General features: G+C 67.8%; 24 protein-coding genes. 8 read left to right on the top strand and 16 right to left on the bottom strand.

The features are described 5' to 3' along the window. Positions 1–66 precede the first annotated feature (66 nt). A complete protein-coding gene (locus tag AAIB33_RS04070; RefSeq protein WP_345802281.1) occupies positions 67–639 on the top strand; it encodes a hypothetical protein in 573 nt (190 codons plus the stop codon). A 134-nt stretch (positions 640–773) separates the two neighbouring features. Then, on the top strand, positions 774–2441 hold the full coding sequence (locus AAIB33_RS04065) for an ATPase, T2SS/T4P/T4SS family (protein ID WP_345802280.1): 1668 nt from the start codon (positions 774–776) through the stop codon (positions 2439–2441). Positions 2442–2603: 162 nt separating this feature from the next. Here AAIB33_RS04065 and AAIB33_RS04060 read toward each other — a convergent pair whose 3' ends face one another. The 11 genes from AAIB33_RS04060 to AAIB33_RS04010 form a co-directional block, all read right to left on the bottom strand. Next, on the bottom strand, positions 2604–3887 hold the full coding sequence (locus tag AAIB33_RS04060) for a DUF222 domain-containing protein (protein WP_345802279.1): 1284 nt from the start codon (positions 3885–3887) through the stop codon (positions 2604–2606). A 97-nt stretch (positions 3888–3984) separates the two neighbouring features. Beyond that, positions 3985–5220, bottom strand: a complete 1236-nt coding sequence (locus AAIB33_RS04055) for a type II secretion system F family protein (RefSeq protein ID WP_345802278.1) — start codon at positions 5218–5220, stop codon at positions 3985–3987. Between the two features lie 3 nt (positions 5221–5223). Then, a complete protein-coding gene (locus AAIB33_RS04050; RefSeq protein WP_345802277.1) occupies positions 5224–6474 on the bottom strand; it encodes a type IV pilus twitching motility protein PilT in 1251 nt (416 codons plus the stop codon). Positions 6475–6477: 3 nt separating this feature from the next. Further along, complete coding sequence (locus AAIB33_RS04045; RefSeq protein WP_345802276.1) at positions 6478–7167, bottom strand: hypothetical protein; 690 nt, start codon at positions 7165–7167, stop codon at positions 6478–6480. Then, a complete protein-coding gene (locus tag AAIB33_RS04040; protein WP_345802275.1) occupies positions 7167–7814 on the bottom strand; it encodes a hypothetical protein in 648 nt (215 codons plus the stop codon). Before AAIB33_RS04040 ends, AAIB33_RS04045 begins: the two co-directional genes overlap by 1 nt. Further along, positions 7814–8830, bottom strand: coding sequence for a pilus assembly protein PilM (gene pilM / locus AAIB33_RS04035; RefSeq protein WP_345802274.1), 1017 nt, complete (start codon positions 8828–8830; stop codon positions 7814–7816). Before pilM ends, AAIB33_RS04040 begins: the two co-directional genes overlap by 1 nt. 14 nt (positions 8831–8844) lie before the next feature. Continuing rightward, positions 8845–9669 carry a prepilin peptidase gene (locus AAIB33_RS04030; protein WP_345802273.1) on the bottom strand — a complete coding sequence of 275 codons (825 nt, stop codon included), beginning with the start codon at positions 9667–9669 and terminating at the stop codon, positions 8845–8847. A gap of 2 nt (positions 9670–9671) precedes the next feature. After that, positions 9672–11237 (bottom strand): hypothetical protein, encoded by a 1566-nt coding sequence (locus AAIB33_RS04025; protein WP_345802272.1) that lies wholly within the window; start codon positions 11235–11237, stop codon positions 9672–9674. Next, positions 11237–11746, bottom strand: coding sequence for a hypothetical protein (locus AAIB33_RS04020; protein ID WP_345802271.1), 510 nt, complete (start codon positions 11744–11746; stop codon positions 11237–11239). The genes AAIB33_RS04025 and AAIB33_RS04020 overlap by 1 nt, the downstream gene beginning before the upstream one ends. Positions 11747–11763: 17 nt before the next feature. After that, positions 11764–12138 carry a type II secretion system protein gene (locus AAIB33_RS04015; protein ID WP_345802270.1) on the bottom strand — a complete coding sequence of 125 codons (375 nt, stop codon included), beginning with the start codon at positions 12136–12138 and terminating at the stop codon, positions 11764–11766. Between the two features lie 71 nt (positions 12139–12209). After that, positions 12210–12632: a prepilin-type N-terminal cleavage/methylation domain-containing protein gene (locus tag AAIB33_RS04010; protein ID WP_345802269.1), complete on the bottom strand. Its 423-nt coding sequence runs from the start codon at positions 12630–12632 to the stop codon at positions 12210–12212. 365 nt (positions 12633–12997) lie between these two features. Here AAIB33_RS04010 and AAIB33_RS04005 point away from each other — a divergent pair, with 365 nt between their 5' ends. Then, positions 12998–14938, top strand: coding sequence for a DUF6541 family protein (locus tag AAIB33_RS04005; protein WP_345802268.1), 1941 nt, complete (start codon positions 12998–13000; stop codon positions 14936–14938). 9 nt (positions 14939–14947) lie between these two features. On the opposite strand, the gene AAIB33_RS04000 is transcribed toward AAIB33_RS04005, so the two are convergent. Next, a complete protein-coding gene (locus tag AAIB33_RS04000; protein WP_345802267.1) occupies positions 14948–15244 on the bottom strand; it encodes a DUF1905 domain-containing protein in 297 nt (98 codons plus the stop codon). Positions 15245–15464: 220 nt separating this feature from the next. On the opposite strand from AAIB33_RS04000, the gene AAIB33_RS03995 reads away from it, so the two are divergent. Beyond that, positions 15465–16397 carry an NADP-dependent oxidoreductase gene (locus AAIB33_RS03995; protein WP_345802266.1) on the top strand — a complete coding sequence of 311 codons (933 nt, stop codon included), beginning with the start codon at positions 15465–15467 and terminating at the stop codon, positions 16395–16397. Between the two features lie 121 nt (positions 16398–16518). On the opposite strand, the gene AAIB33_RS03990 is transcribed toward AAIB33_RS03995, so the two are convergent. From AAIB33_RS03990 to AAIB33_RS03980, 3 genes are all read right to left on the bottom strand, one after another. Then, the gene (locus AAIB33_RS03990; RefSeq protein ID WP_345802265.1) at positions 16519–18195 is read right to left on the bottom strand and encodes a PxKF domain-containing protein; all 1677 of its coding nucleotides are present in this window, start codon (positions 18193–18195) and stop codon (positions 16519–16521) included. A 276-nt stretch (positions 18196–18471) separates the two neighbouring features. Then, a complete protein-coding gene (locus tag AAIB33_RS03985; protein ID WP_345802264.1) occupies positions 18472–19266 on the bottom strand; it encodes a glycosyltransferase in 795 nt (264 codons plus the stop codon). Positions 19267–19276: 10 nt separating this feature from the next. Beyond that, positions 19277–20593: an MFS transporter gene (locus AAIB33_RS03980; RefSeq protein ID WP_345802263.1), complete on the bottom strand. Its 1317-nt coding sequence runs from the start codon at positions 20591–20593 to the stop codon at positions 19277–19279. A 257-nt stretch (positions 20594–20850) separates the two neighbouring features. Here AAIB33_RS03980 and AAIB33_RS03975 point away from each other — a divergent pair, with 257 nt between their 5' ends. The 3 genes from AAIB33_RS03975 (at position 20851) to AAIB33_RS03965 (ending at position 23956) form a co-directional block, all read left to right on the top strand. After that, on the top strand, positions 20851–21255 hold the full coding sequence (locus tag AAIB33_RS03975) for a hypothetical protein (protein WP_345802262.1): 405 nt from the start codon (positions 20851–20853) through the stop codon (positions 21253–21255). 189 nt (positions 21256–21444) lie between these two features. Continuing rightward, positions 21445–23343: an adenylyl cyclase gene (locus AAIB33_RS03970; RefSeq protein WP_345802261.1), complete on the top strand. Its 1899-nt coding sequence runs from the start codon at positions 21445–21447 to the stop codon at positions 23341–23343. A gap of 208 nt (positions 23344–23551) precedes the next feature. Then, positions 23552–23956, top strand: a complete 405-nt coding sequence (locus AAIB33_RS03965; protein ID WP_345802260.1) for a DUF1294 domain-containing protein — start codon at positions 23552–23554, stop codon at positions 23954–23956. A 39-nt stretch (positions 23957–23995) separates the two neighbouring features. Here AAIB33_RS03965 and AAIB33_RS03960 read toward each other — a convergent pair whose 3' ends face one another. Beyond that, the gene (locus AAIB33_RS03960; protein ID WP_345802259.1) at positions 23996–24988 is read right to left on the bottom strand and encodes an aldo/keto reductase; all 993 of its coding nucleotides are present in this window, start codon (positions 24986–24988) and stop codon (positions 23996–23998) included. Positions 24989–25079: 91 nt separating this feature from the next. Between AAIB33_RS03960 and AAIB33_RS03955 the strand changes: the two genes are divergently transcribed. Further along, a complete protein-coding gene (locus AAIB33_RS03955; protein ID WP_345802258.1) occupies positions 25080–25478 on the top strand; it encodes an HsmA family protein in 399 nt (132 codons plus the stop codon). The last annotated feature ends 37 nt before the right edge of the window (positions 25479–25515 follow it).

Genomic DNA, 25515 nt, shown 5'->3' with positions numbered 1-25515 from the left:
GTGGGTTCACGCCGCCTTGACAGGCTGGGGCCGAGCCGATGAGCGACGCCACGGTAAGTTCGTCCTGTGGGCGACGACGAGTTCTGGCATCAGCGCTTTGTGCAGTACGACACTCAGGCCCGAGCTCTCCAGTCAAAGGTGTTCGAATTGATCGCCATCGGGTTGACTGCAGTCGCCGCTTTCGCGGGCGTTGCCGTTTCATACTCTCGTTACGAGATTCTTGCCTTCATCCCTATCATCTGCATCTTGCTGTGGGCTGTCGCGTTGCGCATGCTTCACGAACATCTGCTACTCAGCGCGTACAGGGACTTCTACGAGATGCACGCGACACGGGTCCACGCTGGCACCGCCGTCAGTGAGTTCGACTCATGGCGACAGCTCGGCGGTCGCAAGGCGATGAAAGGCTTGGCGAATTACTACGCCTTCTCCATCCTCGCCATCGTGACGATCGGGCTCGTATGGGGAAGTCTCTGGTTTCTCGCGACCGTGCAGGCTGTGCCCACCGTGCTACTCGTCGCCGAATGGATTTCAGCGACAGTGGCGCTCGTCGTCGGCGTGGTCGTCGTCGTCGCTTCGATCACCGATCACTCGCGCCTGGAGGCCATGTTAGGGGCAGAAATCACCCGCCTTCATCTCTAACCTCGATTGGGCAGTCGCTGCGGCCGAGACCCCAGACGCCAGAGGATCGACGGCACGACCGCGTACCTTTCATTCCCTCCTCGCATATGCTTTTCAGGGGGCTTGGGAACCCCCGCGGGGATTGGGGAGAACCGATGAGGGGACTCGCGCAGACGCTCGTCCTGACGGGGGCCGTTCGCGCCGCGGAGATGTCCGCCGCGCTGGCCGAGGTCGGCGACGGGCCGGAATTGACGCAGCATCTGGTGAACGCGCACCTGGCGACCGAGGCGCAGATCGCCGAGGCCGTCGCGCTCAACACGGGGCATCGCTACATCGAGCTGGCGAATCTGCCGCTCGATCCGAACGTGGTGGCGCTCGTGCCGGGCAACCTGTGCCGCAAATACCAGCTCATCCCCCTCGATCGCCGCGGCGACCGGCTCACTGTGGGCGTGCTCGATCCGACCGACATCCTCGCGCTCGATGACGTCGCGAGCGTGACCGACCTCTTCGTGGAGCCCGTCGTCGTCGCCCGCGATGCGCTGCTTCAGATGTTCGAGAGGTTCCTGCGATCCGACGAAGAGCTCAGCGAGCTCTCGATGGCGATCGAGGAGAACTCCGAGGCGCAGGCGCAGATCTTCACCGAGTCGATCGAGGATCAGGATGCCGACGCTCCGGTGGTGCGCTTCGTCAACCTGCTGATCGCCCAGGCCATCAACGACCGTGCGAGCGACATCCACGTCGAGCCGGGCGAGTTCCAGCTGACGGTGCGGTTCCGCATCGACGGCGTGCTGCACGAGATGCAGAAGGCCGATCGCGCCATCCAGGACGGGATCATCTCGCGCCTCAAGATCATGTCGTCGATCGACATCGCCGAGAAGCGCCGGCCGCAGGACGGTCGCCTGTCGATCAACCACGAGGGCCGGCCCGTCGACCTTCGCGTCGCGACGCTGCCGACGGTGTGGGGCGAGAAGATCGTCATGCGCATCCTCGACAACACGGGTCAGGTCATGACGATGCGCGACCTCCTGTTCTCGGGCGTGAACGAGTCGCGGTTCCGGGATGCCATCACCCGGCCGCACGGCATGATCCTCGCCACCGGACCGACCGGCTCGGGGAAGTCGACGACGCTGTACACCGCGCTGCGGGCGGTGGCGAACCCGCGGATCAACGTCATCACGGTGGAAGACCCGGTGGAGTACCGGATTCCCGGCATCAACCAGGTGCAGGTGAACCAGCGGGCGGGGCTGACGTTCCAGTCGGCGCTGCGGTCGATCCTGCGATCCGACCCCGACGTCGTGCTGGTCGGTGAGATCCGCGACTTCGAGACCGCGAACATCTCGATCGAGGCGGCGCTCACGGGACACCTCGTGCTCTCGACGCTGCACACCAACGACGCTCCCTCCGCGCTCACGCGTCTGACGGAGATCGGGTGCGAGCCGTTCCTGGTTGCGACGGCGCTCAGTGCCGTGGTCGCGCAGCGCCTCGCCCGGCGACTCTGCATGCGCTGCCGGGAGCCCATGACCGAGACGAGCGACGTGCTGACGTCGCTGGGATTCCCGCACGACCCCGCCGACGTGCCGCAGCTGTACGAGGCTGTCGGGTGCAACTCATGCTCGAACACCGGCTACCGCGGACGCGTCGCGCTGCACGAGGTCATGTCGCTGACCGAGGAGCTCGAGCAGCTCGTCGTGACGCGCGCGACGGGGACGGAGATCCGGCAGGTGGCGCTCGAGCAGGGCATGGTGTCGCTGCGCGAGGACGGCTGGTCGAAGGTCGCGCTCGGCTTGACGACGATCGAAGAGGTGCTGCGGGTCTCGCTCTGAGCTCGACTCGCGACCCGGGAGATCGCGGGCTGCGATGAGCGACGCCGACGGCGCGGACGGCTCAGACTCGACGCCTCGACAAGCTCGGCGACCTGAGGTGGCACGTCGGCCACCCGAGATGGCAGCTCGGCGACCGGGGCGTGACCAACCCTCGGGACGGGGTCAGAACGGGGGCTGGCCCTCGGCGGACGTCGCGACGGTGAAGACCGGCACGCGACGCTCAGGCTGCACGACGTAGCGTCGGCCCGCCGGCGAGATCCATTCGAGAGCGCCGCCGCTTCCGTCGATCTGGCGCACCGTCCAACCGCCGTGGTGCTTCACGGTGTGATGCCCCTTGCAGAGCGGGCAGAGGTTGCCGAGCGAAGTGTGACCACCGTGCTCCCAGGCGAGTGAATGATCGATCTCGCATCGTGAGGCCGGGATGCTGCATCCGGGAGCCATGCATCTGTCGGCACGCCACTTGACGAGCCTTCGCAATCCCGGCGGAACCGGATATTGATCCCGCCCCACCGAGAGGACCATGCCCGTCTCGGGTTCGGTCAGGATGCGCATGAGACTCGGAGCCGATCCGCACAGCTCGCGGGCTCGTTCGACCGGAATGGGCCCCACTCCCTCCACGACCGGCGCTTCGCCGGCGTAGGAGGAGGTGTCGTCCTCGAGCAGAGCCAGCACCGGCACCGTCACGTTGACGGAGGCGCGGATGCCCTGCGCCTGCTCAGGGTGAAGATCGGTGCGCCCCTCGAGCATCAGGTCGCAGAAGACGTCCGCGCGGATCTGGTCGAGCGTGCGCGTCTCGTCGGGATCAGCCGCGATGACCTTCGCCATGGCGGTGAGTCGCTGGTGCCCCGCGTGAACTTCGACGGCCGGCGCGTACACGCCCCAGAAGGCCATGCCGTCCTCGGCAGGCTCGACGAACTCCCGACGCTTCGCCACCGCAGCCTCGTGTCGCTCGGCGACAGTCACGAAGCGCGCCTCGTCGATGAGCTTTCGCAGCCTGCGACGGAACGAGCCCACGGCCTCCGTCTCAGCCAGCTCAATTACTTGAGGCAGCACCTCCGCCCTCACGTCGGGTTCGAGCCCATCCATCGCGTCAGCCAGGATGCTCGCGTGACGCTGTGTCATCCGAGCTCGCCCCAACGATTCGAGCGCCTGGGGATAGCGGTGCACGAGCGCATCGGAAAGCCTCATCAGCTCCTGCGCCGCGTACTCGGTGACGCCGAGAGCCGTTGCGAGTTCGAGCCGCACGGACCGTTCGAGCACGTCGTTCAGCTGCCGCCCATGTCGGGCGGCCTCAGCGAAGGCATCCTCACGCACGGAATCGACATGCACGAGCTGCTGCGCCGCGAGGATCGACATCATGTCGGCGACCTCGACGACCTGATCCAGCGCGTCGGGCACATCGGGGACGAAGTCGTCCACGTCGTCGTCGACCAGGTCCCACCTCATGCATCCAGTATAGAACAAAGCTTCGATAGTCACAAGGCCAAAACCGCGAGGCGGTGGCATCCCCACGATGCCACCGCCTCATCCCCCAGAAGTTCGGCTACTGCTTCGCGAGCTCTCCGTAGAGCGTGAAGATCGGCAGGTAGAGCGAGATGACCATTCCGCCGATGACGATGCCGATGATGACGATGAGCAGCGGCTCGATGGTCGCCGACAGCTGCGACGTAGCCGTCTCGACCTCGTCCTCGTAGAAGTCCGCGATGCTCGCCAGCATCTCGACGAGAGTGCCCGACTCCTCGCCCACAGCGACCATCTGCGCCACCATCGCCGGGAAGACCTCGGCTTTCGCGAGCGGTCCCGCGAACGAGCGGCCCTGCCGGATCGATTCCTGGATGTCCCGGACAGCGCCCTCGATCTTCCAGTTGTTCGATGCCTGGCCGACGATGGAGAGCGCCTGGATGATCGGCACACCTGCGTCGAGCATCATCGAGAGGTTGCGCGCGAAGCGGGCGACGGCGATCTTCGTCGCGACCTTGCCGAAGATCGGCAGCTTGAGCTTGAGCGGGTCGACGACACGCCGTACCTGCTCGGTGTGCCGATTGCGCACCCACCAGATCCAGATGATCGCGACGACGATCACCAGGAGCGGCAGGATCCACACCATGTTCTTGGAGATCGTCACCAGGATCTGCGTCGGCAGGGGCAGCTCGCCGCCGATGCCTTGGAACATCTGTTCGAAGATCGGCACGACGAAGGTCACCATGACCAGCACGCCGATGATCGCGATCGACAGCACGATCAGCGGGTAGGTGATCGCCGCGCGGATCTTGTTCTGCAGCTCGGCTTCGCGCTTGTAGTTGTCCGCGATCGAGCTGAGGGCGCGAGCGAGGAATCCACCGCTCTCACCGACACGCACGATGCTGAGCAGCAGCGGCGGGAAGGTCTGCGGATGCCGGGCCAGCGCCGCCGAGAACGACGAGCCGCCCTCGACATCGGCCTGCACCGCGATGAGGGCAGGCTTGAGGCTCTTGTCGTCGGTCTGGTCGATGAGCACGGCGAGGGTCCGCATGAGCGGAAGTCCGGCCGTGAGCAGCCCCGCCATCTGCCTGGCGAACACGGCGAGCGCTTTGGCAGACACATGCTTCGACCCCGAGCCGATGCGGATCTCGCGGTTGAGCCCCGTGTTCGACTTGAGAGCGACATCGAGGGGCGTGAGGCCCTGCGCCTTGAGTTTGCCCGTGACGGCGGCCTCGGTCTGCGCCTCGATCGATCCCTTGACAACGCTGCCGCTGCGGGGATCGACGGCGCGGTAGACGAATTCCTGCAGAACCGCCACGGCTCAGCCCTCCTGCCGGGGCTGCGGAGCGCCGAAGCGCGACCCCATGCCGATGCCCGTGCCGAACGCGGCTCCGACCTCGCCGCCCACGGGAGCGCCGACGGGCGCGCCGACCGGAGCGCCGACGAGCGGCTGGTGCCACTCCCCCGCATGCGCCGACCACGCCTCGGCGTCGAGGTCGCGCGGACGGACGAAAACGCCGTCCAGCGAACGCGGATCGACGGCGAACGACTTCGCGACGTTGTGCGCGACGACCCCCTCCTCCACGAGACGACGCAGGTCCTGGTCGAGGGTGTGCATGCCGACCGAGGCGCCCGCCTGCATGGCGGAGTAGATCTGCGCGACCTGACCCTCGCGGATCATGTTCGCGACCGCGGGGGTGTTGATGAGCACTTCGGTGGCGATCGTGCGGCCGTTCGTCTGCGCGAGCGGCATGAGCGTCTGGCTGATGATGCCCTGCAGCGTGTCGCCGAGCTGGGTGCGGATCTGCGCCTGCTGATCGGCCGGGAACACGTCGATGATGCGGTTCACGCTCTTCGCCGCGCCCTGCGTGTGCAGAGTCGAGAGCACGAGGTGGCCGGTCTCTGCCGCGGACAGCGCCGTGCGGATCGACTCGGGGTCACGGAGCTCGCCGATGAGGATCACGTCGGGGTCCTGGCGGAGCACGCGACGCAGTGCCTCGGAGAAGGAATCCGTGTCGGTGCCGACCTCGCGCTGATGCACGAGAGCCCGCTTGCTCTCGTGGTGGAACTCGATCGGATCCTCGATCGTGATGATGTGCGCCGGTACGAGCTCGTTGATGATGTCGACCATCGCGGTGAGCGTCGTCGACTTGCCCGAGCCGGTCGGGCCCGTCAGGAGCACCAGCCCTCGGGGAAGGAGCGCGAGATCGCGCGCGATCGCCGGCGCGCCGAGCTCCTCGAGCGAGTAGACGCGGTCGGGGATGTACCGGAGCGCGATCGCGATGGCACCGAGCTGGCGGAACACGTTGACGCGGAACCGCCCGATCTCCTCGGACGCGTGAGCGAGGTCGACCTCGCCCTTCTCCATGAACTCGCGGCGCTGTCCCTCGGTCATGAGGTCGAAGGCGGCCTTCTCGACCCACTCGTACGACAGCGGGTCGGGAAAGCCCGGCATGGGCACCAGGTCGCCGTCCACGCGCATGAGCGGCAGCATCCCTGCCGTGATGTGAAGGTCGGATGCCTTGTGCCTCGCACCGCGCGAAAGGAGTGCCTGGAATGTCTGGTCGGCCATGTCTCAGCCCTCCGCGTCCGTGTAGGCCAGGGCTTTCACCTGCACGTCGATGGCGTCTTCGCCCGAGGTCGTCGCGCTGGTCTCGATGTTGCTGAGCAGGCGGGGTCCGCCGCGGAGCGCGTCGAGGAAGGCGGTGACCTGGTCCATCGAGGCAGCCGTGACGCTGATGGCGAAGTCGACCTGCTGTCGGCCTGCCGCCGGCGCGGCGGGCGCAGTCGTTCCGTCGGCAGCCGCTGCATCGGTCGCCGTGGCGTCGATGGTCGCGGCATCCGTGGCGCTCGGCGACGGCGTCGGTGCGGGTGCAGGCGCAGCGCCCTGCGCATCGCTGGTCGCATCGGCTGCCGTCCGGGGCGCGAACGCCACCGTCTCACCCGCCGTGACGCTCACGATCGTGACGCCGGAGGCCGAGGCTGCGTTCGCCACGACCTCGAAGACGTCGTCGAACTGGTCGGCACCCGGGATCTGCTTCTGCAGATCGGCGACGGATGCCTCGATCTCGTCCTGGTGCTTCTGCTGCTCTTGAAGTGTCGCGAGCTGCGTCTCGTAGGTCGCATTGGTCGCCGCGACCGACGCTGTCTGCGCGTCGACGGCGAACGCCTGCGCGACCATGGGCGCGGCGACGGCGGCGGTGCCGAGCGCCACGATTCCGAGCGTGACGACGAGGCCGATGATGGTGATGAGCTGCTTGGGCATCACTTGCCTCCCTCGGGTGCGAACTGGCCGGAGTAGATGGTCTGGTCGAACGCCACCGTGATCTCGTACGCGTAGTGCCCCTCGATCACGTTGCTCGACGTGACCGCCTGGCCGTCCGCCGCGAGCACGCCGTCGACCTGACGAAGCGATCGCACGGTGCTCACGATGTCGATCGGAGTCGGGCTGTCGAGAGTCAGAGTGCCGACGAGGCCCGGTTCGGCCGTCGGCTCCGCGCCCGACGGCGCTCCCCCGGTCTTCACCGAGAATCCCGTGAACACGACGTCGGCGGGCAGGATGCCGTCGACCTTCGCCATCACGGGAGCCCAGGCGAAGTCCGACACCATCGCGTCGGAGCGGAAGGACTCCAGCTCCTGCTGGGTCGCGAGCGAGCTGCTCACCTCGGACAGCGCCGAGAGCTGCACGAGCAGCTCGTTGGTGCGCGCCTGCTCGGCGACGAGCCGCTGATCCGATACCCACTTGAATGCGAATGCGCCGGCGATGATCAGAAGCGTCACCACGATCGCCGCCAGCGCGCCCCACACCCACCCGCGGATCGTCGAGTCGCGCTCGCGTCGGATGAGCTCCGACTTCGGCATCAGGTTGATGCGCGGCATCCCCGCCAGCGCGGGAACCATCGACTTGGCCATCAGCGCACCTCCCCGAGCGCCACACCGACGGTGCTCACGAGATTGAGCGCGAGATCGGGGCTGATCCCGCCGGCCTTGACCGCGACGACCTCCGCCACCGACACGACCCGCACCGGCGTGTCGATGCCCGCCGTCAGCGCCGGGATGACGCCGGGCACGTTCGCCCCCGCGCCGGAGACCAGCACCTCTTCGACGGGAAGCGCGCTCGGGCGGCTCGAGTAGAAGGCAAGCGTGCTGCGCACTCGGGCGACGAGATCAGCCACGACAGGATCGCCGCCGGTCGATGACCGCAGAGCGCCGCGCGTCCGCGGGGCCGACGATGGGACGAGCTCGAGCATCTCCGCCTCGGCGGGAACCGCCGCCTGCCCGAGGCGGGCCTGCACGGCGGCGGTCGGCATATCGACCGGAAGCAGCCGGACGAACTGCGGGATGCCGCCCGTCGAGATGACCACCTGGGTCGTGTGGTCACCGATGTGCACGGCGGCGACGGTGCCCTGACGACCGTGCGCGAGCGCCGACGTGCGCGCGAGCCCGAATGCCGCGAGGTCGACGGCCCGAGCGCGCAGCTTGACCCGATCGAGCGTCGAGATGATCTGCTCGATCGACTCCGAGATCGCTGCGACGAGCAGACCGCTCACCTGGTCGCCCTGGTAGGACAGCGGGTAGAAGTCCAGCACCGCCTGGCTTGCGGGCACCGGCAGCAGATCCTGCACCTGATACGGAAGCGCTTCCTTCAGCAGCTCGGGCTTCATCGCCTGAGTCGTGTACTCGCGCACGAGGATCCGCCGGCTCGCGACGCCGAGGATGACCTCTTTGCCCTTGAAGCCCGCCCCCGTCCACAGCTGACGGAGGGCCACGGCGACGGCTCCGGCATCCTGGATCTCGGAATCGCGCGCGGCGTCAGCCGGAAGCGGTACTTCGCCGTACCCCACCAGCTGCGGTGTGCGCCCGATCGCGATCTGGGCTGCTCTCACGCTCTCTTCCGTGATCTCCAGCCCGACGACTGTTCTCCCCATGTGCGGTGCCTCCCCTAGCTACCGATCAAAAGTCCCGTGTACCACGCGGCGATCGCCTCGCCCGTGAAGATGCCGACCCACGCCCCGAGGATCATCCAGGGGCCGAAGGGGATGGCCGATCGCCGCCCCGCGCGACGCGCGAGGATGAGGGCGATGCCGAAGATGCCGCCGAGCAGGAAGGCCGCGAAGGCGCCGACGGCCAGAGCGCCCCAGCCGATCCAGCCGAGGTACAGGCCGATGACGCCCGCGAGTTTGACGTCTCCGCCGCCCATGCCGTCCGGGCGCACGAGGCGCAGCACGAAGTAGAAGGCGTACAGGATCGCCATGCCGGCCGCGGCCCGGACGATCGCCCCCCAATCGCCGACCAGAGCTGAGGCGAGCGTCAGCAGCACAGCCGCGACGAGGTAGCTCGGCAGCACGATCGCATTCGGCAGGCGGTGCGTGTCGAGGTCGATGAGCGTCAGCACCATGCTGATCGCGGCGAAGTAGAGGTACGCGATGATCGCCGCCGTCAACGCGCCCGGCGTCGCCGACGGACCCGCGGCCTCGAGCATCGCCCACGTGATGATGGCGAAGGATGCCGCTGTCGCGGCCTCGACGGCAGGGTATCGGGCCGAGATCGCTCCTCCGCAGTGCGCGCAGCGTCCGCGCAGCGCGAACCATGACACGACGGGAACGTTCTGCCAGGGAGCGATGGCCTCGCCGCAGTCCGGGCAGCGGCTCTCGCGGTTGAGTGAGATGCCGGCCGGAACGCGGTACGCGACGACGTTGAGGAACGACCCGATCGCGAGTCCGAAGACTCCTGCGATCACGACGAGCAGGATGGAAAGGCCGGACATGTCTACTTCTCTGTCTGGTACACCAGGTCGCCGAGGCGCTGGATGAGCGACCCCTGGGAGATGCTTCCGTCTCCCTTGATCTTGCATCCGAGCTGGTCGAAGGCGGGGCTCCACGACATCGACTGGCAGGTGTATGCGGCGGCGTGCAGGTGCGTGGTGTCGTTGGCGTAGAGCTGACCGGAGAAGGTCGAGGTGGCCGTGCCCGTCATGCCGCAGGGCGTGTAGTACATGAGGCGCACATCGCCGGTGAAGGCGCCGCTCGCGTTGAAGGTGTCGTTCTGGTTGCCGTTGCCGCAGTTCGGCACGGGCTCGCCGTTCGTGTAGGCGCGCGATGAATCGGAGTGGATGAAGAGAAGCTGCTTCGTCCCGGTGCCGCCGGCGATCGTGCCGGTGAGGTTGACCGTCAGCGTCGTCGTCGGCTTCACGATGAAGACGGCGTCGCGAGCGAGGTTGACGTTGCCGAGCGCGATCGTGACCGACTCATTGCCGTTGCCGAGCGAGCACGACGTGAAGTCGAACACGAGCCGGGTTCCCGCCGCCTCGAGGAGGCTGGTGATCGTCGGGCTCGGATTGTTCTTGATCAGGTCGCACACGTTCGTCGCGGTGTACTTCGTGCCCCACCCGGTGTTGTCGAGGTCGATCCACTTCGTCGCGGCCTTGAGCCAGGCGAGCGTCGGATCGAAGACGGGGTCCGTCGTACTGTTCTGCGTGACCGGGCCCGTGACTGTCCAGTTCGACCCGACGGTGACGGAATTGCGGCTCGAGATGGAGCCGCCGACGGTGCCCACGTCGCTGCCCTGATTGCTCAGGGTGACCTGGCCCTTGGCGCTGATGTTCTTGCCGATCTTCGTTCCGCCGTTCGCGGTGAAGCTCGCGAAGCCGTTGGTCGTCACGGAGCCGGTGATGGTGACCTGCTGGCTGTTGTTGGTGACGTTGCCGTTCGACCAGATGTCGCCATTGACCGTGCACTGTTTGCTGAATGACACGTTGCCCGACAGCACATAGAGGTCGCCGTCGAGAATGCCCGAGACGTTGCAGCCCCAGTCGCCGTCGCGAAGCACCAGGTCGCCCGTGTAGTGGGTCACGCCTGCGGTGAATCCGCCGGAGAAGTAGGTGACGACGCCGCCGGGCTGCTGCGAGTAGGTGACCTGCCACGGGTAGACGGAGTCGGTTGTGACAGTCGCTCCGTTCGGGCCGGTGCCCGTCGACTTGATCACGACGTAGCGGCTCGTGGAGGTCGGGCAGCCGACTGCGACGCCGGCGTCGCTCGACGAGGAAGGCTGGTTGCCGGCGGTCGAGTAGATGGTGGTTGAGTAGATCGGGTCGGTGCCGGTGAAGCTCGTGGCCGAGCAGCCGGCGGTGAGAGCGGCGACGGCGACGTCGCGGCCGGATTCCGCGGCGATGAAGGCTTGGGTGCGGCCGCGGTTCGAGTAGTTGTCTTTCACGACGAACATGACGGATGCCGCAACTGAGGCCGCGATGATGAAGCCGACCAGCATGACCACGACGACGGTCACCAGAACCGCACCTGATTCGTCGCGGGTGATGCGTGAGTGGAGCTTGTTCATCACCAGCACCCGTCGCTCGAGCCGCTCGCCACCGACCGCGGTTCCGCGTCCCCGGTGAACCTGACGGCGCTTCCGTTGGTGGAAATGTCGAAGGTGTACACGATTCGTTCGCCCGACTCGGCGAAGAAGCGCGTCGTTCCCTGCTGCTTGATGCCCTGGGTCCAGAGGGTCCAACTCGTCGGGCTGACAGGCAGCGCCGTGGCGGACTGGCTGAATCGAGCCTCGTTCGTGTTCAGGTAGATCCCCTGGCACTTCATAGTTCCGCCAAGAGTTGTGCGCACCTTGATCCACGTGCCATCAGATGCGATCTCGTATGCGACGGCGTTGCGGACCGAGCGCTCGACGATTGCGCCCAGGCTCTGCCCGCGAGAAGTTGCTTGAGTCGTTGAGGTCACGTTGCGCTCTGTAGTGAAGGAGTTGATGAGAATCGCTGCCGTCGTGAGGACCACGATGCTCGAGAGCAGGAAGTAGATGATGAGCTCGATCAGAGTGACGCCTTCGTCACCCATGCGCCCTGTTCGCATGCTCATGGGATATAGATGATCGCAACGGCCGACGCGAGACCCGCTCCGCTGCTGTTGGTGGCGGCCAGACGAAGGGTCACGGTGGCCTTCGATGCGCACGTCGAGTACGAGCCATTTGAGACCAGTGGGCGGCCTCGTCCGTCGGTGAAGGTGGTCGATGCCGCCGCGGCCGCCAACTTCGCGCATGTCGGCGTTTCGCGCACCTCCTCCACTATTGCGTTCAACGCCCGTGTGGCTGTCGCGACTGCAGATTGCTGGACGGAGTAACGGACTCCGGTGTATAGCGCAGGAAGTATCGAGACAGCGAGAAGCGCGAGCAGCACCATGCCGACGACGAGCTCAACGAGGCTGAAGCCGGATTCGTCTGATTCAGGCATGCTTATCACCGCCGACAGTTGGGAATGGATATCCGGGGTCGCTCGATGGAGCGACCCCGGATGAGGTGATGTCAGCAGCCAGGACCTGAGCTGGCGGCTGCCCCGCCATCGAGGCTCTTACCAGAGGTCCCGGTCGCCGTCACGCAGAAGTTGTCGAGCGTCACGGCGCCCGACGCGGGCTTGCTGATGACCACGGTCGCGTCTCCGGCCTTGAAGATTGCTGCATCGATGGCGGCGCTGCCGCCAGCCGTTGTCTTCGGGCTCGAGCCCCCAAGGTCAGCGGCAACAGCAGAAGCGGCGTTGCCGGCGATCGCCTTGAGAGAGTTCGTCTTCGCCTGCGTCTGGATGCCGAGGAAGATAGGGACGGCGATCGCGGCGAGGATGCCGAGGATCACGACGACCACGATGAGCTCGATCAGGGAAAAGCCCTTCTCGTTGTTCTCCTCCCGGCGCGCCTTCGCAGCCTCGAGGTGGTTCTGAATGGTTGCACGCATGCGCGTATCTCCTTGTTCGTGGAAACAAAAGACAGCGCTGTAGAGACCGGCTGAAAACACCAGTCCTCGAAAAAACACCCCAGTAAGCAAAATCCGACAACGGAACGTGCCGGCCCCAAGAATTCCCCAGTTACGCGTCCCAGCCTCTACAGAGCTGGGTTTTGAGATACACGCCTGGCGTGGATCCCCTCCCGCAGACAAGCATGAGAGGTCTCTCATGAAACGTCAAGTGGGAGGACTCACGATCAGGTAACGGCCTACCGCGATACGGAATCTTGTCAGGCATGAGACCCGGTATCGACCACGGGTCCAGTTCGGACTTTCACGTATCATTCCCGGAGCGATGGCGCTCGGGGAGGAACGCGATGTGGGGAAGCCTGTTCCTGGCGTGCGTGGCGTGCGCCGGCGTCCTCTGGATTCCGGGGGCGCTCGTGAGCTTCGGGCTGCGTCTCCGCGGCCTCTGGTTCGCGGCATCCGCTCCGCTGCTCGGCGTGACGACCATTGTCGGCTCGGCGATCATCTCGCCGCTGATCAGCCTGGCGTGGACGCCGTTGCCGGTCCTCGGCGCAGCGATCCTCGCGGGTGGACTACTTAGGCTCACGACCCGCTGGTTGCCGGCCCTCCGGCCCCGCCAAGGCACGGCGACGCGCACTTGGGTGGTTCCGCTCGGCGTGACCTCAGGTGCGACCCTGCTCGCCGTGCAAGTGCTGCGCGCCGTCGGCGCACCTGACAATTTCGCACAGAGCTTCGACAACGTTTTCCATCTCAATGCCGTTCGCTACATCCTCGACACCTCCAACGCGTCCCCCCTCGCGCTCGGTTCGATGACGTCGCAACCAGGGGAGACATTTGCCTATCCGAGCGGGTGGCACGCCGTAGTCTCGCTGGTGGTCCAGACGGCCGGTGTCGAGATACCTGTCGCGTCCAACGCAGCTTTGCTGACCATTTCCTGCGTCGTCTGGCCGCTTGGCGCGATGCTTCTCTCACGGTCTCTTGTCGGGCCAAATGCAAGTGTGACGCTCGCGGCCGGTGTTCTCTCTGCTGCTTTCGCGACGTTCCCCATGTTCGAGATCGTCATCATGGGTACTTATCCACTGGTCTTTTCGATCGCGTTGCTACCGGCCTCGGTGGCAGCACTCGCTCATCTTTTCGGTGTGGCGCGCATCCCGATTGGGCGGGGCGCTGCTGGGCTGACACTCGCGGCAACGCTCCCGGGTATCACCGTCGCGCATCCGTCGAGTGCGATCTGGCTGCTCGTCCTCTCGCTTCCTGTCTTCATCGTCGTCTCGATCGCCAGGTATCAAGGATCGACCGCAGGTCTCAAGCGGCGCCTCTGGCTCATGAGCTCTATCCTCTACACGCTCCTTGTCGTGACCGCGCTTGTGTACTTACAACCCGACAACGACCACGACGCTCTCGCAAAAGGGACACTTGGGCAGGCGATCGGTGAAGCGTTGTCGTCGTCTCTCGGCGGACTTCCAGTTGCCGTAGCCGTTGCCGTACTTGCGCTCATCGGAACCGTCCGGGCCGTTCGGCGTGGCGGTCTCGCGGCGTGGACCGGGGTCGGGCTGTGGGGCACATCCCTTGCGATGTATGTGATCGCCGCAGGCGGGGACGAACTCTGGCGGCTTGCGTTGACTGGCGTTTGGAACTCGGATGCCGATCGGATCGCGGCGTATGCGCCACTCGCCACACTTCCCCTCGCGGCATTGGGCGCAGCGAGCATCTGGGTCTGGGCGGGCGCGGTGCTGCGTCGTCGTAAGGTTGGCCTTCGAGGTGGAACGTGCGCGGGCATTGCCGCTGCTGGCATTGTCCTCCTGGCCGTCGCGACCCAAGGTTCCGCAGTGCGTTCGGTGGTCGACGCCGCACACGTGCTGTTCGAGCCGACCGACAGCGCCGTCACGGTGATGGTCGCGGTGAGCGAGGACGAGCGAGCGATCATACGCGAGGTCGCGAAATTGGTTCCGAAAGCCGACGTCATCGCGGGAAACCCGTGGAGCGGCTCGAGTGTGACCTACGCCCTCACCGGACGACGCGTGCTGCTGCCTCACCTGCTCGATGACCCGGGCGCAGAGACGACGGCGTTCCTCGAGGGCTTCGCCACGGCGACTCCCGGTGACCCCGCATGCCGCGCCGCGCGTGACCTCAACGTGCGGTGGGTTCTGGATTTCCGTTCCACGCAGGGGACGCTTCCCGGCGCGACGAAGTACGCCGGCCTCGAAAACCTCGCCACCTCACCCAACGTCGAGCTCGTTGACCGCAAGGGCGACGCCTACCTCTACAAGATCGTGGGGTGTGGCGTCTAACCGGACAACTCAGCCGTCGAGCACCTCAAGCCCGACCGACACCGGACCTCCGTCGACCAGGCCCTCGGCATCCCGGACCGCCTTCTTCAGCGGCAGCACGTAGGCGCCGTGAGACGAGTCGGGGAAGATCGACGTGCGCCAGGTGGAGCCTCCGACGCGAGCGATGACGCGCACGGAGCCGAAGCCGCGGAAGGGACGAGGGATCTCGCGGATCTGATCGCTCAGGTCGACGGGCAGCGCCGTGAAGAACCAGGAATCGGTGCGGACCTCCCAGCGGAAGATCTCGCCGTCGAACTCCACCTTCATGGGGTCGAGGCTAGCGGGGACGGCGGACGCCAGGTCGGGGGCGACCCCCCGAAAAGCTCGGGGACCGGGGCGGGGACAACCCCTCGACCAGCTCGGTGACCCCCAAGAAGCCAGACGTATTGCGGCGGGCGGGCGCCGGGTATATCCGTTGGCTGAGCGCGTTCGATGGGGTACGCGGAACGGCCGCGAACGGGCGTGCGGAAGGTCGATGGGGACCGAGATGAAGGCATACGCAGTATCCGGGCAGGGCGAGCAGCCGGCGCACATCGACATCGACCCTCCCGAACCGGAGCCGGGCGAAGTGCGCGTTCGAGTCGTCGCCGCATCGGTCAACGGATTCGACCTCGCTGTCGCGGCGGGGTACATGGGCGGGTTCTTCGAGCATCGATATCCGGTCGTGCTCGGACGCGAATTCGCGGGAGTCGTGGATGCCGTCGCCGACGACGTCTCGGGCATCGAAGTCGGCGACCGCGTGCTCGGCGTCGTGTCGAAGCCGTTCCTGCGCGAGGGCGCCTTCGCCGAGTACACCACCGCCTACGCGGACGGCGGACTCATCGTCGCGCCCGACGTGCTGTCCGACGCCGAGGCCGCGTCGCTCGCCCACACCGGCTCAGCGGCGCTCGCCATCCTCAGCGCGATCGACGAGCCCGAGGGCAAGACGATGCTCATCGTGGGCGCGACGGGCGGCGTCGGGACCCTGCTCATCCAGCTCGCGGCCGCGGCCGGTGCGACGGTCATCGCCACGGGACGCACGACACTCGGACGCGAACTCGTCATCGAACTCGGCGCGACGCACGCGGTGGATTACTCCGACCTGACGACGGCGATCCGCGAGATCGCCCCTGACGGCGTCGACGTCGCCGTGCACCTGAGCGGCGACGCATCCACGTTCTCGTCGCTCGTCAAGAACGGCGGGCTGTTCATCTCGCCGATCCTTTACTCCCCCGAGATGTTCGGGGATGCCGAGCGCGTGACATTCGTGCCGATCGCGGGGTATCCGAGCGCGGAGGCGCTCAGCACGCTCGCGAGCCTCGCCGGCTCGGGCGACCTGCGCGTCATCATCGATCGCGAGCGCGCCTTCGACGACATCGGCCAGGCGTTCGGCGAGTTCGGGCACGAGACGCTCGGGAACATCGTCATCAGGATCGGGTGAGGGATGCCGGGGGCGGCTGCCGGGAAGGTGCGGGGTCGACCCCTCGACAAGCTCGGGGACCGGGGCGGGCGCCAGGAAGGTGCGGGGCGACCCCTCGACGAGCGCGGGGAGTGAAGGGGGGCTACTTCTTGAAGGTCACGCTGAAGGAGTGGGTCGTGCCGTCGGAGAGGGTCAGCTCGAAGCGGCCGGACTTCAGCGACCACGCCTTGTTCGTCTTCCAGACGTACGTGTACTGGCCCGTGCGGGCGTCGTAGCTCAGCCCGCTGCCGCCCGCGGCGGTCGTGTCGAGCGGCTCGCCGACGAGCGTCGTCGCCGCACCCTCGAGCACGAACCGGGCCGACGTCACGACCCTGAGGCCCTGATCGCCTCCGAGCGAGAACTTCACGGGAACGGCCTGACCCGGCTTCGCGATGTTCTCGGCATCCATCGACACGGGCGCGAAGAATCCCGAGAAGTCGAACCGCGGCGGATACCCGAGCGCGAACGGCGAGAAGCTCGGCGTCAGCCCGCACACCTGCGTGGCGCTCTGCGTCGTCGTGATGTCGAACCACCGGCTCTGGCTCGTGTCGAAGTGGTAGAGCCGCGGTGGGAAGCCTGATCCGCTCACCGGCGCATAGTTCACGCACACGGTGACGGGCCCGCCCAGGGTCGCCGTCGAGCTGATGTGGTAGTACAGCACGTCGTCGCCGACGAACTCGAAACCGCTGTTCACAGGCCCGGTCGGACTCACCGTCACCGACGTCGTCCCCGCTCCCGTGCCGGCGGGGAAACCGAGCGTCACGGTCGTCGGACCGACGGTCACAGGAACGGTGGATGCTCCGGCCGGCGTCGCCGCAGCGGCTGTCGAGGCGGGAATCGTCACGTGGAAGTCGTCGTACGAGCCGGCTGGCCAGTAGCGCTCCGCACGCACACCGGCGACGAGCTGGTAGTCGCCGATGGACAGGTTCGCGGGCAGCGTGAAGGTCGCCGCGAGCGTGCCGTCGGCGGCCACCGTCCCCTCGCCGACCTTGATGGCGCCCACCGGAAGCCCCCCGCCCAGCACCTGGAAGAGCGCGTAGTTGAGCCCCTCGGCGATCCACAGCTCGAGGGAGTCACCGGGAGTGAGATGGGATGCCTCGACCGTCGCGGTGACACCGGCGAAGAGCTCGGGCGCCCCGGCGGACCCGCTGCTCACGGTCGCGCGCTGCCCGAGCACGGCCGAGAGATTCGTGGTGTTGCCGTTCACGAGGTCGGTGGGGACGAAGCGCCCGGGCGTCGAGACGGACGCGAGGGGCGTGGCAGCCGGCACGGCTCCGTCCAGCGGTGCGGCGTCGAGCTCGAACACGGTGATCGTGTGACCCGACCACGACGGCATGCCGCCGGTCCAGAACCGGCTCTGCTGCTCGGCGTCGTCGAGGGTGCCGCCCGCGGGGATCTCCGCCCAGAACGATTCATAGAGACCGGATGCCTCGATGTCGGCGGTGAAGGAGCCCCACGCCGACGAGGTCCAGAGCTCACCGACCGAACCCTGGGTCGTGAAGTCCGTGCCGAAGCCGACGAACCTGGACTGGGGCGACGCATTCACGATCACCGGGCGGAAGACCGGCATCGGATCGAGCATCTCCTGCCCGCCGAACGGCGAACTGGTGGAGGATGCCGTCTGCCACTCGATCGACAGGCCGTCGACCGAGGTCGTGCTCACCGTCGACCAGACGAGCGGAGGCGGGTCGTCGGCGAACGCCGGTGTCGCGAGACCGACGACGAGGACCGCGACCGCCGAAGCGGCGACGACGAGCGAACGTGAGCGATTGCCGAGCATGACGACTCCCCAGCGATGCCGAGCACCCCAGTCCCGGCCATCGCGCAGCGGCGACACCCCTGTCGCCGGCCGCTTGGGGCACATGGTTCTCGGGTGCGGGACGGGTGTCAAGGGGACCGAGGGCTTGGGGGCTTGGGGTCGACCCCTCGACAAGCTCGGGGACCACACCTCGACAGGCTCGGGGACCGGCCCGGCTGCCGGGGAGGTTTGAGGTCGACCGCTCGACGAGCTCGGGGACCGGGGCGGGTGCCGGAAGGTTGGGGTCGACCCGGGGGGTCAGGCGCCGAACTCGGGGGTGAGGTCGTCGTCGACGGGTGACCACGTCTCGGCGGCAGTGGGAGCGGCATCCACTCCCCTCTTCCACCGGGCGCCCTCGGGCCAGCTCACCGCGAACGTCGGGACCACGCGCCACACTCGACGCCACAGGCTGCGCTGCCTCGTGAGCGGACGCGCCGAGACCGGCATGCGCAGATCGGCGTCGTACCGCACGCCATCCGACGCACGCAGCCGAATCGTCAAGTCGAGGTCGTCGTGGATTCTTGCGTTCGTGCGATCGACCCGATCACGCAGGCGATTCCACACCGCCGTGCGCATCGCGAAGTTGGAGCCGAAGACGAGCGGGATGCCGACGAACTTGCCGATCCAGTAGTGGCCGCCGCCGATGTACCAGTGCTCGCCGAGGTAGTTCACGAGCGGGCTCGCGCCGTAGAACTCGGCTCCCCCCGTGAGCACGCCGAGCCCCGGATCCGAGACGAAAGCCCTGACGAGACGAGCGATCCAGTCGGGATGCGGGCGCGAGTCCGCGTCGAGTCGCGCGATGATGTCGGCCGACCCCCGAGCTTCGTCGTAGCCGCGCGCGGCCGCCGGCCAGATCCCGATCAGCGGCTCCTCGATGACATCGGCGCCGTACCGGCGGCCGACCTCGGCGGAGGCATCCGTGCTGGCGTTGTCGACCACGACCACGCGATCGGCGGGGCGCGTCTGCACCGCGAGCGCGGCGAGGCACGCCTCGAGGAACTGCGCGTCGTCACGGCACGGAATGACGACCGTGACGCGGGGCGAGGGTGACACGCCGCATACCCTACTCCCGGCGCTCCGCGTCCTCGGACGACCGCGCCGCACGGCGCCGCAGCACCACGACGAGCACGACGATCGCGACGACCTGCAGCGCGGCGACGAGACCGATGAGCACGCCGACCGACGCGTACAGCGCTCCCGCCACGACGGCGCCCGCGAGAGCGCCGACGCCCTGGAAGACCGCGAACCAGCCGTACGCGGCTCCACGGCGCCGGCCGGGCACGAGATCGGCGACGAGCGCCTTGACCGTGGAGTCCTGCACGCCCGATGCCGCACCCCACACGACGACGCCGCCGAGCACCGCCGCGAGCGTCGGACCGAGCACGAGACCGGGGACGAAGACCGTCAGCACGGGCACGACGAAGAGCACTGCCGGACCCCACCGGTCGTACGCCCACCCCGTCGCGACGGCGGCGAGCGCAGCCGTCGCCATGCCGAGCGCGTACACGAGCGGCACGGCGCTCGTGGGCACGAGAGCCGCGTCGGCGAGGTGGAAGGCGATGACGCCGTAGCTCAGAAGCCCGAACGTGGTCAGCCCCGCGAAGAGCGAGAACAGCATGAACGTGCGGAACGCGGCGGGCGAGATCGTGTCCGGTGCGGCCGGGGGACGACCATCCGGCTCCGCAGGGAGATCGGGCATGCCCGGCTCGACGGCGTCGCCCGTGTCGGCGGCGGGGGGCGCAGCATCCCTCCCCCTCACCGGCGTGGGAGCGGGAAGCTCGGCGTACAGACTCGGGTCGGGCACCTTCGCGCGCAGCCAGAACAGGATGATCATGGCGATCACGCCCGGCACGATGAGCACGAGGAACGCCGGCCACAGCGCGCCGGTGAGCGCCGCCACGCCGGCGACGATGAGCGGACCGCCGAACGCGCCGATCTGGTCGAGCAGCTTGTGCACGCCGAAGCCCTTGCCGCGCCCCACGGCCCCGGCCGCATCCGCGAGCAGGACGGTCTTGGCGGGAGCGCGGATCGCCTTGCCCGTCCGCTCGACGAGCAGCAGCGTGCTCGCGACGGCGAGACCCGCCGCCCCGATGAAGGGCGTGACGGCGAGGAGCGGCACCGAGACCGCCGTCAGCGCGTAGCCGACGATCGTGAAGGCCCAATAGGCGCCGGTGCGGTCGGCCCACGGACCGGTGACGAGCCGCAGGAGCAGGGCGAGCGCCTCGGCCCCACCCGACACGAGGCCCACGAGCACCGCCGACGCGCCCAGCTGCTGCAGGAGCGCCCCGCTCACGGAGGCCGAGCCATCCGCGACCATGTCGATCGTGAGACTCACGAGCCCGAGGCCCACGACCATCGACCACGGGCGAAGTCCGGGCATTCTCGGGTGGGTCCGCGCTGTCGTCATCTCGTGGCCAGGCTAACGCCGCCGACGGACATTGCGGCATGAGACGGGTGATGACGGACGGTGACGCGCGGGGCGACGAGACGTCACCCGGTGCGGGTGATCAGCGGCGCGCCTGCGTCGACGGCGCCGGAAGGTCACGGGAACATCGAAGCTGAGCGGTTCCTGTGAGAGCCGCCCCTCGCAACCGCGGTACCCCGCGGACCACAACCCCGAGAAAGGGAAAGACGGATATGTCCGACACCAAGCAGTCCGGTTGGGTGGGATGGGCCGTGTTCGGCGGCATCCTCGTCATCATCGCCGGCGTCTTCGACGCGCTCTTCGGCCTGGCCGCCATCATCGGCCCCGACAGCAGCATCTTCCTCAACACCACGACCGGCAGCGCGATCCTCTTCGACGTGCAGGGCTGGGGCTGGTGGCACCTCATCATCGGCCTCGCGCTCGTGCTCGTCGGCGTCTTCGTGCTGCGTGGCGCGACGTGGGCCCGCATCACGGCCGTCATCCTCGTGGCGATCAACGCCGTGGGTCAGTTCGGCACCTTCGGCTACCAGCCGTGGTGGGCGCTGGCGATCATCGCGATCGACATCCTCGTGATCTTCGCGCTCGTCGTGCACGGCAAGGAGCTCGCCGACCGCTGATCCGGTCGCGTCTTCGAGAGGGCGCTCCATCCTTCGGGATGGGGCGCCCTCGGCGTTTGCGGGTCGGGCCGAGTGGAGGCATCCCGAACGTTCCGGAATCGACTCTTGAGAGCGCTCCTATGATTTGGTTACAGTTCAGTAAGTAAATGCGGCACCCCGCCGCACGACCCTCAACGGAGAGGACTGCGCATGATCCCCCGTCCCGAATCCACCCGACGCTCCCGCGGTCGCCGGCGCCTCGTCGCCGCGATCACCGCGGGCGCCGCACTCATCGCCGGAGCGCTCATGTCCGCGCCGGCATATGCCGCACCGCCCCGCGCCGTCGACCCGACCAACCCCGACTTCGGCCCGAACGTCACGATCTTCAGCCCGCAGACGCCCCTCGCCCAGATCCGGTCCACGCTCAAGACACTCTCCGACCAGCAGGTCGACGCCGAGATGTCGTCCGCCCGGCACGCGGTCTACTTCCTCCCCGGTCAGTACGGCACGGCCGAATCGCCGCTGCAGTTCCAGGTCGGGTACTACACCGAGGTCGCCGGCCTCGGCGCGACCCCCGGCGACGTGACGATCCGCGGGGCCGCCGAGGTCTACAACCGCTGCCTCGAGAACAACGGCACCGCGAACTGCCTCGCCCTGGTCAACTTCTGGCGGACGCTCGCCAACCTCACCGTGAACATCGACAAGTCGGGCCAGGACGGCTGCCGCCAGAGCGCCAACTTCTGGGCCGTGTCGCAGGCGGTCTCGCTGCGACGCGTGCAGTTCACGGGCCCCACGCAGCTCTCGCTCATGGACTACTGCACCGCCGGCCCGCAGTATGCGAGCGGCGGCTTCATCGCCGACTCGAAGCTGCCCTTCACCGTCAACGGCTCGCAGCAGCAGTGGCTGACCCGCAACAGCGAGGTCGCCGGCTGGAGCAACGCCGTGTGGAACCAGGTCTTCTCGGGCGTCGTGGGCGCTCCGGACGACGCGGGCTTCCCGAACCCGCCGTACACGACGGTCGCGACGACGCCGATCTCGCGTGAGAAGCCGTTCCTGTACGTGGGCGCCGACGGGAAGTACGCCGTGCGCGTGCCCGCCGCGCAGACCGCCACGAGCGGCACGTCGTGGCAGAGCGACGCGACGTCGGGGCGCAGCATCCCGATCACCGACTTCTTCATCGCGAAGCCGGGCGACTCGGTGCAGGAGATCAACACCAACCTGGCCCGCGGCAAAAACCTGCTGCTCACCCCCGGCGTCTACGACATCGCCGGCACGATCGACATCAAGCGCAACGACACCGTCGTGCTCGGCATGGGTCACGCGACCCTCACCGCCGTCGGCGGGGCCGTGCCGATCCAGGTCGGCGACGTGTCGGGGGCCGTCGTCGCGGGCGTAACGATCGACGCCGGCACGACGCTCTCACCCGCGCTGCTGCGCGTCGGCAAGGCGAACGGCAACGGACACGGCAACAAGGTGGATGCCGCGAACCCGGTGACCCTGAGCGACGTGTACTTCCGCGTCGGCGGACCCCACGTCGGCAAGGTCACGACCGCGCTCGAGGTCAACTCCGACAACGTGCTCATCGACCACACGTGGGTGTGGCGCGCCGACCACGGCGTGGAGGGATTCGCGGGCGGCGACACCGAGCGCTGGAACACGAACACCGGCACGACGGGCGTCATCGTTAATGGTGACAACGTCACCGCGACCGGACTCTTCGTGGAGCACTTCCAGACGTACAACACGCTCTGGAACGGCGAGAACGGGCGCGTCATCCTGTACCAGAACGAGCTGCCCTACGACCCGCCCACCCAGGCGGACTGGACGCAGCCCGACGGCACGCTCGGCTACCCCGGCTACAAGGTGGCCGACGGCGTGAAGAAGCACGAGCTCGACGGCGGCGGGGTGTACGTGTTCAACCAGAACAACCCGCAGATCGTCACGGCGAACGGCTTCACCGTGCCTCAGACGCCGGGCGTGAAGCTGCACCACATCATGACGGTCAACCTCTCGGCCGGCACGATCGAGCACGTCGTCAACGGCGTCGGCGGCACCGCCGACACGTCGGTGATCGGGCAGCCGCGGTACGTCACCGACTACACCGGCTGACGCTTCGACTGATTCGGGATGCCTCGGCCCGGCGGGTTCGCCGGGCCGAGGCATCCTTTGTGGGGGCGCTGAGCTGATCGAAGCGTCGGAGGTCGAGCCGGCGATCATCGCGGGTTCGGGCTCGACCCCTCGACAAGCTCGGGGACCGGGGTGGGACCGGGATCGGATTGGGTCCGGGATGGGGACCGGGATGCATAGGATCGAGCGCATGTCGACGAGTCCTCGCTCCGCCGAACGTGCGCGTGACCTGTCCGTGCCGCTGCCCGCGGCGCTGAGCTGGACGGTGCTGGTCGTCTTCGTCGCGGCCCTCGCGGTGGCGTACGTCGTGCTCGCGCTGCCGTGGTGGCTGCCGGCGGCTTATGCGGTGCTGAGCGTCGTGGCGTTCGCCGCCTACGCCCTCGACAAGCGCGCCGCCCGGCGCGCAGCGCCTCGCACGTCGGAGCAGGCCCTCCTGACGCTCGGCCTGCTCGGCGGCTGGCCGGGAGCGCTCGTCGCGCAGCAGGTGTTCCGCCACAAGACCCGCAAGCGGACGTTCCGCCGGGCGTTCTGGACCACGGTCGTGGTGAACGTGCTCGCTCTCGGCGCGTTGGTCTGGTTCTTCTTCGCGCGCTGACGGCGCTCGCACCCCCGCGACTCGAGATGAGCGCCGGGGTCACCAGAGGGGGTGGATGGCCTCGCGCAGGCGGCGGTCGTACACGTCGTGGATGACGGCATCGAAGGCGGCGAGGTCGAAGCCGCCGTCGAGCAGCGCCGCGGCATCCGGGTTCGACTGCGCCTGGCGCACGTTGCGCGCCCCCGGGATCACCGACGTCACACCGGGGCGCGACGCGATCCAGGCCAGCGTCGCGGCGGGCAGCGGGACGCCCTCCGGCAACGCGCCGGCGAGCTCGGCGACAGCATCCAGGCCCACCTGATAGTCGACGCCCGAGAACGTCTCGCCGCGGTCGAAGGCCTCGCCGTGCCGGTTGTAGCTGCGGTGGTCGTTCTCGGCGAAGGTCGTCGACGACGTGTACTTTCCCGACAGCAGGCCCGACGCGAGCGGTACGCGCGCGAAGATCGCGACGCCGGCCTTCTCGGCCGCGGGAAGCACCGCGTCGAGCGGCTTGAGCCGGAACGGGTTGAAGATGATCTGCACGTTCGTGACGTGAGGCCGCGAGATGGCGGCGAGCGCCTGGTCGGCCGTCTCGACGGAGACGCCGTACGCCGCGATCGCGCCGTCGGCGACGAGCGCGTCGAGGGCCTCGTACGTGGCGTCGTCCTCGATGACCGCCGTGGGCGGGCAGTGCAGCTGCACGAGGTCGAGCGTGTCGATGCCGAGGTTGCGGCGCGAGCGATCGGTCCACGCGCGGAAGTTCTCGGGCGTGTAGTTCTCGGGCGTCTGCTCGAGGCGGCGGCCCATCTTCGTCGCGACGACGATGTCGTGGCCGTCCCGCTCGCGCAGGAAGCCGCCGATGATCGACTCGCTGCGGCCGTCGCCGTAGACGTCGGCGGTGTCGAAGAGGGTCACCCCGTGGGAAGCGGATGCCTCGAGCACGGCGCGAGCATCGGCTTCGCTCACGTCGCCCCAGTCGGCGCCGAGCTGCCAGGTGCCGAGGCCGATGGCCGAGACGGAGCGGCCGGTTCGACCGAGGGGACGCTGCTGCATGATGGCTCCTTCGCACGCCGGGGGGATGCATCCATCCTGCCCCCGCCACGCACCTTTCGTATTACTGAAGCTTTCGTCTACAGTGGAGCACGTGCTCGTCCCCGCCATCATCGTTATCACCCTCGCGCTCGTCTTCTACACGATCGGCGTCTGGGCCGAACGCGTGCAGAAGACCCTGAAGTGGTGGCACGCCGCCTTCTTCGCGCTGGGCCTTGCGTGCGACACGATCGGCACGCTGATGATGACCGGGATCGCCTCGGAGCGCCGCGCGGCGGGTGTCGAGCCCGGGGCGCTCGACGTCCTCATGGCCTGGACGGGGACGGCCGCCATCCTCCTCATGGCCGTGCATCTCGCGTGGGCGATCGTCGTGCTCGTGCGCGATCGCGACGCCGAGAAGCGGAGGTTCCACCGCTTCAGCATCGTCGTGTGGGCGATCTGGCTCGTGCCGTACACGCTGGGCGCCGTCGCCGCGATGGCCGGGCCGAAGTAGCCTCCGGCCGACATCGCAAGCAGTGCGCGCGCGGACG

Source organism: Microbacterium sp. AZCO (assembly GCF_039614715.1).
In the GTDB taxonomy this organism is placed as follows: domain Bacteria; phylum Actinomycetota; class Actinomycetes; order Actinomycetales; family Microbacteriaceae; genus Microbacterium.
This window is presented reverse-complemented; position numbering and strand designations above follow the sequence as displayed.